The organism is Mitsuaria sp. MSU3D (assembly GCF_056867975.1).
Map to the genome: position 1 here is coordinate 3020962 of NZ_CP200314.1, position 17106 is coordinate 3038067.

1 protein-coding gene is annotated in these 17106 nt (G+C 70.1%); it reads right to left on the minus strand.

The annotated features are described in order from the left end of the window. Positions 1-7: 7 nt before the first annotated feature. Positions 8-17095 carry a two-partner secretion domain-containing protein gene (locus AC1VNM_RS13285; protein ID WP_483107230.1) on the minus strand — a complete coding sequence of 5696 codons (17088 nt, stop codon included), beginning with the start codon at positions 17093-17095 and terminating at the stop codon, positions 8-10. Between the last annotated feature and the right edge of the window lie 11 nt (positions 17096-17106).

Below are 17106 nucleotides of genomic sequence, written 5' to 3' on the forward strand. Positions count from 1 at the left end.
CAGATTATCACTTAAGAAGAATGATTTGCGCCTTTTGCGCTGGGGGCAGGGTCCTGATGTAATTATCGAGCACCAACTTGTTCTGATCCGTAAGCAACCGAGTATCCATGACAAGTATTTCAGACTTGGCAAGGTGTCGCTGAATTTGTTGCTCCAATGGAGGCGGCGCGCCGGTCTTGGGATTAGACACCGTTAGATTCTTCTCAAAGAATCGATTGATCATATTAATCTCAGCAGCATCGCCCTCCGTGCTCGTGAACATCATCTCCACGGTTTTACCGGAATTGGGCCCCTCCACAATCTTAAAGTCCGGCTTCAGTGTTCCGATCGTTGGTTCGCCAGTATATCGCTCCATTTTCCCGAGAACAGGTTCAAGCTGTGATGCCGTAGCACCCTCGGATTTCAGAACGTCGTTGTTCAGAGGATCCGTTTTAAGGGCCGCCTGTCGCTCAGCATTTGTGGCATTCGGCGTTATTTCAATGACCCGCGCTGTTTCGCTGTAGCCAATCCCCGGGGACGGTGCATCTGGAAGCTGCTTCACGGCCGGGAACGATATCGTGACTTCACCTGCATCGCCACGGATCGCACCACCTAGGTTTTGTGATTTAGGCGTGTAGAAGCCCGCCGGCAGATCGAAGAAGGCTTGTCTTTCCGCCGTCCCAAAACCTGTTCCAGCCGGGTCGAGTCGGAACGATCCAACTGTTCTTACTGCGGTAGCCTCCGTGGCCCAGACCCCGAGCGCACTCGTCCCAACATCAACCCAATACTCCGCTGAGTTAATATCCCTCAGCGAACCAACTGCCCCGCGCAGATCACCTTTTTCTGCGGCCAACATTCCAGTCAGCATATCCAAACTGTACTGCCGGCCCATTGGCAAAAGGGATTGAATACCAGCCGGAGCAGTGCGATACGCCTGGAACTCTGCTGGATCCATGATGAGCTGGGGCTGATTGGTCTCTTTATTGAGAATCGTGTAGCTGACCACCTTCCCTGATTCATCAGTATTGACGACGACCTTCGCAGCATCAGTGATCATGAAATTGAGGAGCTGACTCTTTGCTCCCCCCATCGCCAAGATGGAAGCACAGCCAGACAAGTTAGGTGTCTTGCGGCAATCCGCGCTCTTCTGCAAGAACTTATCCCAATGGAGCGCGCGATTGTTGTAATCCTCATTCAAGCCTGCTGCTGCGCCATTGATCCCTCCCCCCGCAGTTGCCCCAATTCCAGTGGCCACCGCGCCGGTTGCAAGCCTTGACAGCGCTGATGCCCAATCATTGTTGCCCTTGTCGTCTGGCCCGAACCCTGCCTCCTTTAGCTTGGTTTCAAGCGAAAGCTGCAACTTGTTCAGCTCGCCAGCTGCAGCCGCACTACCTGCAGCGCCAAGAGCCCCGCCCAGATCTCCAGTGAGCGCGCCCACCACCGAATGCATTGCCACTCGGTAGGCGCCGCCCTCGTCCCACTTCTCAGCTTCAGCGTTGAGGGACTCCGCAGCCTTCTTGTCGCCGGACTGCTCGGCCGCGAGCGCCTGTTTGCGCAGGTCTGCTGCCTTATCACCGGCAAACGCTCCGACCTCCTTCGCCGCCTGCGCCCCGAACTCCGCCACGATCTGCGCATTCAACTTCGCCTGCTGTGCCAGGTCTTGCCCGTTCCAGCCTTGCGCGAGCTTGCCCGCCGTCGCATCGTTGGTCGCCCCGCGATCCAGCTTGTCGAGCGCGGCCTGGCTCGCCGCATCCCCGCTGGTGATCGTCGTGCTCCCCGCGCTGATCGTGCTGCGCGTCGTGCTGCGGTCGTCGTCACTGTCCTTGAACGCGCCAGCCATGCCGCCGCCCGTCCCCGCACTCACCATCACGGCGCTCGCCTTGAACTGGCTGCGGTTCTCGATATCGCTCGTCGTCAGCGTGCCGGTGCTCAGGCTGTTGTTGCCCGCATCGATCGCCGCCTGACTGCTCGTGATCGCCCCGCCCTTCAGATCGGTGTTGCCCTTCACGTTCACCTGGAAGCCGCCATCGCCCGCGCGGATGCCCGCCTGCTCGCCAACCGCCGCGAAGTCCGCAGTGACCTTCGACTGGCTGAAGTTGCCGCTGGCGCTCGAGCCGTACCCGATGGTCACGCTGCCGCCGGCGCTCATGCTCTTGCTGTCGAACTTGGCCGTGTCCTGCAGGCTTTCGATCTTCAGATTGCCACCGACATCGACGCCCACCTTCGGTCCGCTGACCACCGCGCCTTGCAGCGTCGCGTCGCCGCCGGACTCCAGCTTCACCGAGCTGCCGCCCGTGACCTGCGTCGTCGTGAAGTAGTTGTCCGTGCCGTCGGAGTTGCCCTTGGACACGCTGGCCGAGGCGGTGAAGCCCAGGCTGTTCTGCTTGCCGAGCGTGACGCCGATTCCCACCGACGCGCTGGTGCTGCTGTCCTTGCTGTGCTGCTCGCTGCTGTTGCCTGCGGCCAGCAGGTTGATCGCGTTGTCCGCCTTGATCAGGACATCCTGGCCCGTCAACGCGCTGCCGCGTACCGTCACGTTGGAATCCGCGCCGCCGCCGCTCGCGATCAGGCTGAGGTTCTTGCCCGCCGAGATCGCGCTGCTCGCTGCCTGGTCGGACTCGTTGTGCTGCGTGCTCTTGCTCTGCGAGCTGCCCACCGTCAGGCTGAGGCGGATGCCGGCGTTCTGGTTGGCCTCGGTCATTGCCTCACCGAGCTTCTTGATCTCGTCGACCGCCTGCATCGCCTTCGAGATCGCGGTCGCCGCAGCCAACGCCTTCATGCGGTCGTCCTGCGTCTGCGTGACGTGCTCGGCCGCCTTGCTCGCATCCATCGCGGTGCTAATGCCCGGCACGCTCAGCGCCAGCGTCACGCCGCTCTGCTTGAACTTCGTCTCGCTGTCCTGCGCCGACTTGTTGCGCGCCTCCTCGATCTCGATCGACTTGGCCTGGATCGTCACGTTGCCGCCAGGCGCCTGCACCTCCGAACCGGTCTGCTTGTACTTGCCGCCCGCGAGGATGTCCACGTCGCCGTTGACGCTGCCCACCATCGAGCCCTGGTTCGTCTCCTGCGTGGACTTCGTCGCCTGCGACAGCTCCTGCTTGCCGATCGTCACGCCAATCCCGCCGCCGCTGAACAGCCCCGACTTCACCGTCTTCTTGAACTGCTCGGTGTCGACCGAGTTCGTCACCCCGTCGATGGTGATGTCGCGATCCGCGATCAGCTTGGTGCCGTTGTCCGACACCGCCTGCGCCGCTGCCAGCGTGATGTCGCGGCCGGCCACGATGTTCACCGTGTCGCCCGACACCGTCGTGCCGATCGCCGTCGTCTCGTCGGTCTTGTTGTAGGTCGTGACCGTCTTCTTCTTGAACAGGCTCTTCTTCGTCTTCTGCGTCATCTCCTCGACGACCGAGTTCGCCTCGCCCGCGAGCAGCTGCACGTCGCGCCCCGCGCCGAGCGTCACCTCGCCCTGCGCGCTGGCGATCTGCGCCGCCGTGGCCGTCAGGTCCTGCCCCGCCTTGAGCACGATCGCGCCCTCGGCCTGCAGCGCCGTGCCCACGTCCTGGTGCTGGCTCTCCTTCTTGTAGTTGTTGGCGTTCTTGATCTCGTCGCGCGCGCTGGCCGTCGTCACCGTCGTCAGCGACAGATCGCGTCCCGCCTGGATCAGCACGCCGCCGTCCGCGCCCGCGCCGTCCGCACCGCCCTGCGTGATCTGCACCGCCTGCAGCGTCACGTCGCGTCCGGCCTGCACCACCATCACGCCGCCCGCGCTCAGCGAAGCGACCTGATCCAGCACCGTCGCCTTCGTCGTCACGTTGCCGCGCTGCGTGCCGCCGCTCGCGATGGTCGTCTCCATCGTGATGTCGCGGCCGACCACCAGGCTCATGTCGCCCGTGGCGTTCAACGCACCGCCGATGTTGCGCAGGTCATCACGCGCGCTCAGCGCCAGCGTCGTGCCGCGCATGTCGCCGGTGTTGGCGATGTTCTGCGCGGTGATGTTCACCGCGCCGCCGCGCACGTCACCGCCGTTGGTGAAGTCGCCGCTCAGCGCCATCTCCACGCGACCGCCCGCGATGAGCGAGCCGCTGGGCAGCAGGTCACCCTCGCGCGGCACCAGGTACACCTGCGGCACCAGCACGCGCTGCGTCGTGCCGTCCGCCAGCGTCACCGTCTGCTCCACCAGCCACACCAGGTCGCTGGTGAGTTGCGACATCTGCTCCGCCGTCAGCGCAACACCTGGCACCAGCTGGTGCTCCTTCGCGAAGGTCGCGCCGTTGGTCAGCAGCGCGCGGTACTGGGACTCGTCGTCCGCGTAGCCCGACAGGTAACCCGTGCCGGTCAGCTGGCCGATCTGCTCGCGCACCAGGCGCTGCTCGTAGAAGCCGTCGCCCAGGCGCTTCTGCGTCACCGCCGGGTCCAGCGCCATCGCCTCCAGCAGGAAGTCGCTGGACAGCCAGTCCCGGTAGTTGGCGAAGCGCGGGTCGGTCTCGACCAGGTACTTCGACGTCGGCTCCTTGTGCGTCTTGAACAGGCTGTTGGACGGCGGTGTCAGGTTGATCTGCACGCTCAGCGCCAGCGGCTTGCCGTTGAAGGTCGCGCCCGAGCCGCGCACGCTCACGCCTTGCATCGCACCCGGCCGCTGCGACGAGGTCCCGGCGGCGGTCTGCACCTTGCCGATCTGCGTCGTCGCCTTGCTGTCGGGCGCGGAGCCGTCCAGCTGCGCGGTGGCAGCCGCACGCAGCGTCTGGCTGATCGCCGAGAGGCCTTGGCGCGCGCTGCCTTGAACACCGGGCTCGAAGCCGATGGTTTCGGACTTCTGCACGTTCTGGGCCGATGCGGCATCGCCGTCGCGCCACTGCGTCGTCAGTTGGGCACCGGCCACGTTCTGTGCGCCGCCCGCTTGCACGAAGTCGCCGTCGCGCGTCTGCTGCGTGCCGGCTCGCACCGAGGCGCCGGCATCGCCGGACTGTGCGGCATTCACCGCCTTGGCGGCTCCGTTGGCGCCGGAGTGCAGGCCGGCGTTCACCGCGCCGACACCGCCTGCCGCGTTGCCCGCATCAACAGCCTCCGCCACCAGTTGACCGCCGCTGCGCCATTGCGCGCGCCCCTGCGCGCCGATTTGCGCCGCGTTGCCCTGGTTGACCTGTTGCATGACGCGGTTGATCAGCCCGCCCAGGCCGCTGCCGCCGCCCGCCGTCGCCTGGCCGTAGCTTCCCGACGCCTGCTGTGACGCGCCGCCGCCCGTGCTCACGCCGCCCGCCTGCTGGCGGCCGCCGGCGCCCTGCGCATCGGGAATGAACGACTGCGCCTGCGACGGCAGTACCAGCGTCGCCTGTCGCGTCACGCCTTGCGCATCCACGACATCGACCTTGTGCTCGACGTTGCTCACCTGTCCGCCGGTGATGGCGACGCCGGTGTACCCCACGACGCGGCTCATGTCGTTGCGGATCGACGTGGCGCCCAGCACCGTCAGTTGCCCGCCCACGATGATGTTGGCCGCCAGCGACTGCGTCACCGTCGCCGGCTCACCGCCGCCAATCTCGACCGAGTGGGTCACGCGCATGTTCCGATGCGTGTTCTGCCAGTCCCGCAGCGCCTGATCCGCCGTCTTGCCGTTGAGCTGGATGGTGGTCGTGTATTCCTCGTAGATGCCGGTGCTCGGCGAGTAGTCGATCCTCAAGGACGACGGAGCGCCTGCGTTCGGATTGGTCTGCCACGCCAGGTAGGGATTGAGGTTGTCGATCGTGCCGGCCTGCAGCAGCAGATTGCCCCGCGCCTCGATGTTGGCGCCGCTGTTGAGCAGCGTCGCGCCGGTCAGGCTCATGTTGCCGCCGCTGCGGATGAAGGCCTTCGTCTCGAGGAAGGCCACGCTGCCGCTCCCCGAGCTCGGCGCGACCTCGCTGCCGCCGGAGGTGTCCTCGGGCGCCGTCTCCGTCAACTCGCCGTTGCCGGGCTTGCCGCCGCCGCCGCTGCCGCCGCCGCCAGTGCCGCCCGATCCCGTGCCCGCCACCTGCCCCGTGGTCACACCCGCCAGCACGGTCCGGTTGACGATGGCCCCCGTCATGTTGAGGCCCAGCGCGCTGCTCGCCTCGATGATCGAGTTCTCGTTAAGCAGGCTCGCGCCGGACATCGTCAACGTGCCGTCCGCGAAGATCAGCGCACCGCCGGTGTTGGAGATGTCCCGCGTCAACGCCGCGTCGATCGTGCGCCGGCCCGCGATCACCGCCGACACGCCGCCCTCCGCGCCGTTGACCAGCTGACCGCCGTCGATGAGGACGTCGCCGCCGTAGATCCGGCCGGTGCCGAGGTTGACGACCCGGTCCGCCGTCAGCCACACGCCGTCGCCGTCGATCAGGCCGCGGTTGGTGAGCTGCCCCGCCGCCGTCAGGAAGGTCTGCGCACCGCTGAGTTCACCGCTGGCGGCGTTGTCGATGCTGGCCGCCTGGATGGACAAGGCGCCGCCGCTGCGCAGCGTGCCCTGGTTGCTGAAGTTGCCCGAGAGGTCCAGCGACAGGTTGCCCGCCGCCTGGAACTGGCTGCCCGCGCCGTAGCTGAAATCGCCGGCGAGCTTCACCGTCATGCCCGCGCCGCTGCTGATCTGACCGCCGGCACCGCCGGCGAGTTCGCGCAGGTTCAGGCCCATCGCGTCGCCCGACCAGATGCGGCCGCCCGCGTTGTTCAGCGACAGCGCCGAGGCCTGCGCCCCGTCACCGATCGACTGCGTGCCCGACGAGCCCAACGCGCCGCCGGCGTTGTTCAGCGCCTGCGTGATCGTCAGCCCGAGGTTGCCGCTGGCCAGCACCTGGCCGCCGATGTTGTCCAGCTGCTGCGCCTGCACCGTGACGTTGCCGCCCTGGATGCCCTGGCCGCTGCCGGCGGTGTTGGTGTTGTCGACACGGCCCGCCGCGTTCAGCGTCAGCGTGTTGCCGCCGTAGATCAGGCCGCCCTGGTTCAGCACCTGCTGCGCGGAGGCGTTGAGCGACTGCGCGCCGACGACGCGGCCGCCCTGGTTGTCCAGCGTGCCGCCGACCGTCAGGCCCAGCGACGACGCCGACAGCTCCGCGCGGTTCGTCAACTGGCTCACCGACACCTGCGCGGTGGTGCCCGCGCTGATGCCGTTCTCGTTGGTCAGCGCGCCGGCGTTGATCGTCATCGCGCCTTGCGCGTGCAGGCCGGTCGGCGTCGAGACGCCCGCGTCGCGCGTGTTGTTCAGCGCCGCGCCGTGCGTCTGCACCGACATCGATCCGAGCGACTGCAGCAGGCCGCCGCGGTTCTCCAGCGTGCCGCTGTCCGTCGTCAGCGATTGCGAGGCGAGCAGGCGCCCGCCGGTGTTGTCCAGCGTCTGGCCGCGCGTGTCGATCGCGACCGTCGCGCCCGAGACCTCGCCCTGGCGGTTGATCAGCGAGGTCGACAGCAGGTCCGCCGTCTGCGCCGCCTGGATCGCGCCCTGGGTGTTGTCGAGCGCGCCCTGCGCGCGCACCGTCACGCCGCCTTGCAGGCTCGCGATGCGGCCTTGCTGGTTGCCGACGGAGGCGGCGGTCAGCGTCACGCCCTGCTGTGCCAGCAGGCTGCCGCCCGCATTGAGCAGCGCGCTACCGGTGGTGAGCGTCAACGCGCCGTCGCTGCCGACCGAGCCGCCGCGGTTGTCCACGGCGCCGGCGTTCAAGCTCATCGTCGAGCCGCTGCGCAGTCGACCGCCCTGGTTGTCCAGCGTGCCGCCGATCGTCGCCTGCAGCGTCGAATCGCTCTGCAGCAGGCCGTTGCCGCGGTTGGCGAGGCTGGCCGCGCGCACGTCGAGCGCACCCGCGCTCGCCAGCGTGCCGCCCGTGTTGTCGATGGCGCCGTCGATGCTCAGTTGCGCCGCGCCGGTGCTCACCAGGTTGCCGCCGCGATGGTCGAGGCTGCTGCCCGTGACCGTCACGCCAGCACCTTGCGTCTGGGCATTGGTCAGCGTCACCGCGCCGGTCGCGCCGATCGTCAGCGCGCCGTTGCTCAGGATCTGGCCGTTGGCGCCGTTCAGCGTGCCGGTCGACAGCGCCAGCGGACCGCCGCCCGCCTGGACGAGCGCGCCGCGCACGTTGTCGATCGCCTGCGCCTGCAGGCGCAGCAGCGAGCCGCCCGACTGGATGCGGCCGTCGGTGTTGGTGATCTGGCCGCCGACGGTCGCCGTCAGTTGGCCGGTCGAACCGACCTGCGTCAGCGAGCCGCCGACGTTGCGCCAGTCGCCCGCCGTGAGGCCGACGTTCGCGCCGCTCAGCGTCGCGCCGTCGGTCGACAGCAGGCCCGCGCTCGCGAGCATCAGGTCGCCGGCACTGGCCAGCGCCGCGCGGTCGAGCCGCAGCGGGCCATTGCTCGAGGTCAGCGATGCCGCGGCCGCTTGCAGGCGGCTGTCCTGGAGTTGAAGCTCACGCCCGCTGATGGTCAGACGACCCGCCGACAGCATCGCGCCGCTGGACTGCAGCGTGCCGGTGGTGCGCACGGTGAGGTCGCCCTGCGCGGCCAAGGCGTTGTCCGGACGTAGTCCCGCCGCCAGCGAGCCGGTGCCCGACAGCGACGCGGCATCGATCGTCAAGGCGCCCTGCGCGCCGATGGACCCCGTGTTCGCGAGCGCATTGCCCACGTTCAAGACGGCATTGCCTTGTGCGTAGACGGCACCGCTGTTGTTCAGGTCACCGGTCACGGTGAGGCGCGTGTCCGTGCCGGACTGCAGCGCGCCCGCGTTGGTCAACTGGCTCGCACCAACCGTCAGCGCGCCCTGCGCATTGATCAGCCCTTGCGCACCGTTGGTCAGCGTGCCCACCGTCAGGTCGACGGCACGGGCACCGATCTGGCCGCCCGTGTTGTCGAGCGCATTGGCCTGCGCGCGCAGGTCGCCGCCCGCGACGATCGCGCCGGCGGTGTTGTCGAGCGCGCCCGTGACGCGCAGTTGCGCATCGCCGGCGCTCAGCATCTCGCCGCCTCGATGGCGCAGACTGCCCGCCTCGATCGTGAGCAATGCGCCTTGCGTCTTCGCCTGGCTCAGATCGACTGCGCCGGTCACCGCCAAGGTCACCGCGTGCGCGCCGAGGATCTCGCCGCCGACGCCGTTCAGCGAGGTCGCATCGATCCGCATCCCGTCGGCACCCGCGTGCACGACGCGCCCTTGCGTGTTGTCCACCGCGCCCGCCGAGATCGTCAGCGTGCGCCCCGCCGCGGCGATCTCGCCGCGCGTGTTGTCGAGCGCTCCTTGCAGCGTCGCGCTGAAGGTCGCGCCCTGACCGGTCTGCGCCGTCTGCGTCACGGTGCCGTCGACGTTGGACCAGCGCTGCGCCGTCGCGGCGATGCCGGCGCCGGAGACCGTCGCCGCGCCGGTGTCGAGCGCACCGGCGCTGGTCAGCGTCAGCGCGCCGGAGGACGCCAGCGTCGCGCGATTCAGCTGGACGTCGCCCGCCGTGGCCGTCAGCCCGACGGTCTGCGCCTGGAGCCTGGCATCCTGCAGTTGCAGCGCCGTGCCACTCAGCGACATCGCGCCGGCCGCGAGCGTCTGGCCGCTCTGCTGCAGCGCGCCCGTGCTGCGCAGCGTCAGATCGCCTTGCGCGCCCAGCGTGTTGTCCGGATTCAGCCCGGCGACGAAAGCACCGCTGCTCGCGATGCTGGCCGCCTGCACGGTCAGCGCGCTCTGCGCGGCCAGCATGCCGGTGTTGCCCAGCAGGCCGCTGGTCGTGATCGTCATCGGGCCGCGTGCGTACGCGGTGCCGGCGTTGGCGAACGCGCTGTGGACCGTCAGGTCCATCGCCGCCTGCGATTGCAGAAGGCCTGCGTTGTCCAGCCGGCCCGCCTCGATGGTCAGAGCCTGCACGGACGCGATCAGGCCCTGCGCACCGTTGTTCAGACGACCGGACGTGCTCAGATGGACGCCTCGACCGTCGATCTGTCCGCCGGTGTTGTCGATCGATCCGGCGCTCACGCGCAGGTCCTCGGCGCTCTGGATCAGGCCGCCGGCGTTGTCCACGTCGCCGCCGACCGACAGCGTCGCGCCGGCCTGGCTCAACAGCTGTCCGTCGCGGTGGTTCAGGCTGCCCGCCTGCAGCTCGATGCCGCGCGCCTGCGTCAGCGCGCCATTCAGGGTCACCGCGCCCTGCGCCAGCACGCGCAGCGCGCCCTTGCCCAGGATCTCGCCGTCGCTGCCGTCGATCTGCTGCGCATTCAGCGTCAAGATGCCCGTGCCGGCGTGCAGCAGCGTGCCGTCGCGGTTGTCGAGCGTTTGCGTGTTCAGCGTGACGTCGGTCGCGTTCGCTGCGATCGAGCCGCCCTGGTTGTTCAGCGCGCCGGAGACATCGACGCGCAGTTCCCCCGCGGCGGCGGTCTGGGCGACGTCGCCGGCGACGTTGCGCCAGTCCGTGGCCGTGATGCCCACCGAGCCGGCACCCAGCGTCGCGCCGGACGTGTCGAGCGTGCCGGCGGCGGTGAGCGTCAGTCGCTCGCCGCCCGTCGCCACGGCGCGATCCAACCGGACATCGCCGGTCAGCGCGGACATCGTCACGCGCTGCGCCTGGACGCGGCTGTCCTGCAGCGCCAGTGCGGCACCGCTCAGCGTCATCGTGCCGCCCGCGAGCGCGGTGCCGCTCTGCTGCAGCGCGCCCGACGCGGTCAGCGTCAGATCGCCGCGCGTGCCGACGGTGTTGTCGGCGTTCAGGCCCGCGGCGAAAGCGCCGGTGCTGGCGATCTCGCGTGCGTTCACCGTCACCGCGCCCTGCGCCGTCACCGTGCCGCTGTGGGTCAGCACGTCGGCCCGGACCAGCGCGTCGCCTTGCGCGCGGATCGCTCCGCTGTTCAGCAGGCTGCCGCTCGCGCGAACATCGAGGTCGCCGCCGGCTTGCATCGCGCCCGCGTTGCTCAGGCTGGCGACATCGGCGGACAGTCGTCCCTGCGCCGCGATCAGACCTTGACCGGCGTTGACGATCGACGCGCCGGTCAGCGCCACATCGCCGGCGCCGATCTGGCCGTCGCGGTTCGTCAGCGTGCCGGCGTCGATCGCGAGGCTGCCGCCGGCCTGGAGCAGGCCGCTGGTGTTGTCGAGTTCCCCGGCGACCGTGAGCCGCGCCGCGTGCTGCGCGAGCAGCTCGCCGCCCCGGTTGTTCAGGCTGCCGGCGGTCACCGCCACGCGGTCCGCCTGCGTCTTGGCGCCGCTCAGATCCGCGGCGCCGGTGACGTTGAGCGTCAGGCCGCCGTTGGCGGCGATCGTGCCGCTCGCTCCGGACAGCGAGGCCGCATCGATGCGCAGTTCGCCGGACACGCCGCCCGCGTGCACGATCTGTCCCGCCGCGTTGTCCAGCGTCGCCGCGGACAGCGCGAGCGACGAGCCATTGCCGGCGATACGGCCACCGTGGTTGTCGAGCAGGCCCGTCACCGCCGCGGTGAAGCTTCCCGCCGCGTCGGTCTGGCCGATCTGCCCGCCGGCATTGCGCCAGTCCACCGCCGTGACGGCAACGCTGGCGCCGCTCATCCGGCTGCCCTCCGTGTTCAGCGTCGAGGTGCTGTGCAGGTCGAGCAGTCCGCTCACCGACAGCAGCGCGCGGTCGAGACGGAGTTCTCCGCCGCGCGCCGTCAGCGCCACCGAGGCGGCCGAGGTCTGGCTGTCCTGCAGCAGCAGCGCGGCGCCGTCCAGCAACGCGCGTCCGGCGGCCTGCGCCGTGCCGGAGTGCTGCAGCGTGCCGGCCGCCGAGATCGTCAGGTCGCCCGACGTGCCCATCGTGTTGTCGGGTCGCAGACCCGCCGCGAAGGCACCGACGCTGGCGATGCGGTCCGCGTGGACCGTGAGATCGCCTTGCGCCGCGATCATGCCGCCGTGCGTCAACGCGCCGCCGGTCGTGATCGACACCGCGCCCTGTCCGTAGACGCTGCCGGTATTGGTGAAGGCTTCGCCGACGACCAGCGTCGCGTCGCCGCGCGATTGCAGGGTTCCCGCGTTGGTCAGTTGGGCCGCATAGATGCGCAGCAGCTGGGCCGCCGTGACGACACCCTCCGCGCCGTTGTTCAGCAGACCATCCGCGCGCAGTTGCACCGCGCGCCCGTCGATGCGGCCGTCGTCGTTCTTCAGCGAACCAGCGCGCAACGTCAGCGCCTGGGTCGACTGCAGCAGGCCGCCGGTGTTGTCCAGCGCGCCACCGACCGTCAACGCGGTCTGACCATCGCTGACGAGTTGCCCCTCGCGGTGGCTGAGGCTGCCCGCCGCGACGGCGATGTCGCGGCCTTGCGTCCGGGCCCGGTCGAGCGTCGCCGCGCCGCTCACGTCGAGCGTCACGTCGCCCGCGCTGGCGATGCGGCCGGCGGTGCCGGACAAGGTCGTCGCCGTCACCGACAGCGTTCCCGTGCCCGCATGGGTGATGTCGCCGCCCCGGTTGTCCAGGACAACGGCGTTCAAGCTGACCGACTGGGCGTTGGCGCCGATGCGGCCGCCCTGGTTGTCGATCGTCCCGATGACGTCCGCGCGGAAGGCGCCGGCCGCGTCGGTCTGCGCCAGCGATCCCGCCGCATGACGCCAGTCGGCGGCCGCGATGGAGACGCTGCCGCCACTCAGCGCGGCGGCGGAGGTGTCCAGCGCGCCCGAGGCGGACAGGCTCAGTTGCCGCGTCGCGGCCACGGTGCCCTGCGCCAGGCCCAGATCACCGGCCAGGGCCTGGAGCGAAACCGTCCCCGCCTGCGTCCTGCTGCCCTGCAGCGCCGCGCGATCCGCGGCAAGCGAGAACGTGCCGCCCGCGAGCGACAGCCCGCTGTGCGTCGCATCGCGCGCCGTCAGCGTCAGGTCGCCGCGATCATCGACGGTGTTGTCATTCTTGAGGCCGGCGGCGAAGGTGCCGGTGCTGTCGAGCGTTCCACCCGCCACGACGACGTTGCCGCGCGCGGCCAAGGTACCGGTGTGATGGAAGGTCTCGGCGTTCACGCGGGCATCGCCCTGCGACACGATCAGGCCGGTGTTGTCGAGCACGTCGCGCACCGCGGCGGAGAGATCGCCCGCGGCCTGCAGCTGACCCGCGTTGGCCAGCCGGTCCGCCGCCATCGTCAGCGACGACGTCGACGAGATCAGCCCCTGCCCCGCGTTGTCGACGGTGCCGCCGTTCAACGTGATGCCCGCGCCGCCGATCTGGCCGTCCCGGTTGGTCAGTGTCGCCGCCTGCACGGTCAACGGGCCGCCGCTCTGGACCAGGCCGGCGGTGTTGTCGAGTGTGCCGGTCACGCTCAGCTGCGCGGCGTTCTGCGCGATCAGCTTCGCCTCACGCGTGCTGAGACTGCCGGCGGTGATGGCCACGCGGTCCGCCTGCGTGAGCGCCTGGGCGCCGCCCAGGTCGGCATGGCCACCGACGTTGAGCGTGAGCCCGCCGGCGCCGGCGATGGTGCCGCCGGCGCCGTTGAGCGTCGTCGCGTCGAGGCGCAGTTCGCCGCTCGCGCCGCCGGCGTGGATCACCTGACCCGAGACGTTGTCGATGCGCTGCGCGCTCAGCGACAGCGTCGTGCCGTTCCCGGCGATGCGGCCGCCGGTGTTGTCCAGCGTGCCGTTCACCGCGGCCGTCAGGCCGCCGATCGCGGCCGTCTGGGCGATCGCGCCGCCGGCGTTGCGCCAGTCGGCGGCCGACACGGTCACCGTGCCGCCGCTCACCTGCGCGTTGTCCGTGACCAGCGCCGCGCCCGTGCGAAGGCTCAATCCATCGTTCGCCACCACCACGGCGCGATCCAGGCGCAGCTCGCCGCCATGCGCCTGGGCGACGACACCCCCCGCCTGGGTCTGGCTGCCCTGCAGCTGGAGCTCGCCGCCGTCGAGGCGTGCGATGCCGCCGGCCAGGCTCGTGCCCGAATGCTGCAGCGTGCGAGAGGCATTCAGCGTCAGGTCCCCCGATGCGCCGATCGTGTTGTCGGCCCGCAGGCCCGCGGCGAAGGTGCCGCTGCTGTCGATCGCGCCCGCGCGCACGCTCAGCGCGTCGCCGGCCGCGAGGGTGCCGGTGTGCGTCAGCGTGTCGGCATCGACGGAGACCGCGCCGGTCGCGCGGATCAGGCCGCGGCCGGTGTTGTCGAGCTGCTGGCTCGCGAGCTCGACACGACGACCGCTCAACTCGCCGTCGCGGTTGTCGAGTTGGCGCGCCTCGACAGTCAGGTCACCCGATGTCGTCAGCGTGCCGCCCTGGTTCGCAAGCGACTGCGTGCGCAGCACCAGCGCGTCGCCGCCGGTGACGATCTTTCCGGCGGTGTTGTCGATGGTCTGCGCCGTCAGTGAGACGCTCTTCGCATTCGTCTGGATCACGCCCTGGCGGTTGTCCAGCCGACCGGTCAGCGCAACGGTCAGGTCGCCGCTGCCGCTCAGTGCCAGTTGGCCGCCGGCGTGGCGCCAGTCCTGCGCCTGGAGCGACAGGGACGACGCGCTCAATTGCGCGCCCTCGGTGACCAGTTCGCTGCCGCTCTTCAAGCCCAGCGCGTTGATCGCCTGGATCTGCGACCCGGTGAGGTCGAGACCGGCGGCCTCGAGCCGCGCATCGACCGCCAGCACCTGGCCGCGCAGCGTCATCGCGGAACCCGCCGACATCGCCAGCGCGCCTTGGCCGCCGATGCGGCCGTCGGCGCCGAGGCCCGCCGCAATGGTCGCGCCAGGGCCAGTCTGCAGTCGTTGCGCCGCGGTGGCGCTCAAGCCACCTTGCGCCGCCAGCAGGCCGGCGACGCTCAGGTCGCCGCCCGAGGACGCCGTCACCTGTCCGCCGTAGACGGAGCCGCCCAGTGCCACGTTCTCCTGCGCCGACAAGGTCAGCGCACCGCCCGCGCGCACTTGCCCATCGGCGTTGATGGCGCGCGCCTCGATGCCGAGGCCCTTCGTCGAGGACATGGTCGACGACGCGTCCTGGCGGACTTCGCCCTGCAGCGTCAGCGTCACGTCCTGGCCGCCGATCGCGGCCCCCTGCTCCTGCACCAGCGAACGTCCCTGCACCGACACGCCGTCGCGCGCGGCGATCAGGCCGGCGGCGTTGGCGATGTCGGCCTGCCCGACGATCGCGATGCCACCCGACGCCGCCTGCAGTTCGCCGCGGTCGTTGCGAAGCTCGGTACCGACCTGGATCGTCAGGCCGCCATCGGCGGCGACGCGGCCGTCGCGGTTGTCGACGCGGTCCGCGCTCAGCGTCGCGATGCCGGTCGTGCGCAGCGTTGCGCGTTGCTGGCTCAGCGTGCCGTCGGCTTTCAGCGCGATGGCACGCGCTTGCGCGTCCGCGCCATCGAGCGTCAGCTGCGCCGCCGTCGCGGACAGCGCGCCGTTGGACCACAGCGTGGCGCCATTCAGGTGGACCGATTGGCCGTCGATGCTCAGCGCGCCTCTGCCGTACTGCTCCAGGCTCGCGCCGATCGCGCTGAAGGCGTTCGCCGCAATCGACAGCGAAGCGCCGTTGCTGGCGATGCGCGCGCCGTCGGCGGTCAGGGTGCCGTCGACGCGCAGCGAGAGCGCGTCGGTGCCGACCTGCAGCCATTCCGCCTGACGCAGATCGGCGTCGTGCGCCGCGATCGCCAGCTTCCCGCCAGCGAGGCTCGCCGCCTGCGTGCTCAGCGTGCCGCCCGCCTTCAGGCTCAGCGTGCCGGTGGCCGACAGCTGCGCGCCGTCGGCGGTCAGCGTCGGCGCGGTGGCGGCGACCGTGGTCGCCTGCACCTGCGCGCGCGTCAGATCGACGGAGGCGCTGCCTGCGACGTCGATGCCGCTTCCGGCGATCAGCAGCGACTGGCGCGCCGCGACGGTGTCGCCGACGAGGGCGATCGATCCGGCCTGCACCTGCGCACCGCCGAGATCGAGCGCCGGCGCCTGCACCGCCAGGCGGTCCGCGGCCAGCAGCTGGCCGGCCTGCTTCGCCGACTGCGAGGCGGTCAGCGACAGCTGGCCGCCGCCGGCCACGATCGCGCCGTCGGCGGTCATGCCCGCCGCGGTCACGCTGCCGGCTTCGCCGTTCAGCTGCGGAGCGCGAATGTCGGCAGAGCCGCGCGACGCCAGCCAACCCGCGTTGCGCACGCCGGCGTTCGATTGCACCGTCAGCGCGGGCGTGCCGTTGGCATCGACCTCCTGCGCGTAGACCGTGCCGGTGTTGTCCAGCCAGCCGTCCGCGCGCAGCGTCAGCTGTCCGCCGACCACCTGCCCGGCCTGGCGCACGCCGAGGCCCGCCTCGGTGCCCACCAGCGTGATGCGCTGCGCGTAGATGCCGCCGAGCGCGGTGCTGTCCAGCGCATAGCGCGGGCGCTCGCCCGCCGGCGCGAGCGACTCGCCGCCGGCGACGCCGGTCTCGTCCACCGTCATGACCTGCGTGCCGGTCTGGATGCGGGCGTCCTTGGCCCAGATCCCCGCGTTGATCTCGACCGCGCGCGCGAGCAGCGCGGTGTAGTCGGTCGACGAGCCGTCCAGGCCCTGTCCGTCCACGCGGATCAGGCCGCCCTGCACGCCGTAGCCGGCGATGCTGCCGTCGGCGTTGAAGCGCGGCGTGCCGGTGGTCAGCACGGCCGCGCTGGCATTGATGAAGCCGGCGCCGTCGACCTGGATGCCGGACGGGTTGGCGATGACGACTTCGGCGCGCTGGCCGGCCACCTCGACGTAGCCCTTGAGCTGGCTGGGCGCGCTGCTGTTGACCTCGTTGAGGATCACGCGCGCGCTGCCGGTGGCCAGCCACGGGTTGGCCTGCACGTAGCCGCCGAGCTGCGTGCTGGCGTCGGTGCGTGCGTTGTTCAGGATGACGCCGCGCTTGTCGACGTCGAACTGGCTGTAGGTGTTGCGCGAGACGCCGGCGGCGCTCGGCGTCTGAATGTTGACCTGCACCGTGCCGTTGGCGCTGTTGACCACCGTCGGCTGCTGGTGCTTCGGCGCGTTGGGGTCGGCCTTGACCTGCGCCAGCGCGTCCGGCGCCAACGTGATCACCGCGCCCACCGCGAAGGCGGCCGCCAGCGCGAGCAGCGAGGGCGGTCCGCGCGACGCCGCGGGCACCGTCTCCGCCGTCCCCAGCGCGCGACGCGCCGGCGCATCGCTCTCTCCGCTCGTGCCGCCCTTGCTGTGGCTCAAGGCGGTTTCCGCCACGGCCATCAGTTGGCCGCGTTGCTTGTTGAAGACGATTCGGTACTGAAGACGGTTCATCGCGATCTCAA

Excerpts from the sequence above, each read along its gene's own strand:
- AC1VNM_RS13285 (WP_483107230.1), bottom strand. The coding sequence starts at position 17,095 with ATGAACCGTCTTCAGTACCGAATCGTCTTCAACAAGCAACGCGGCCAA.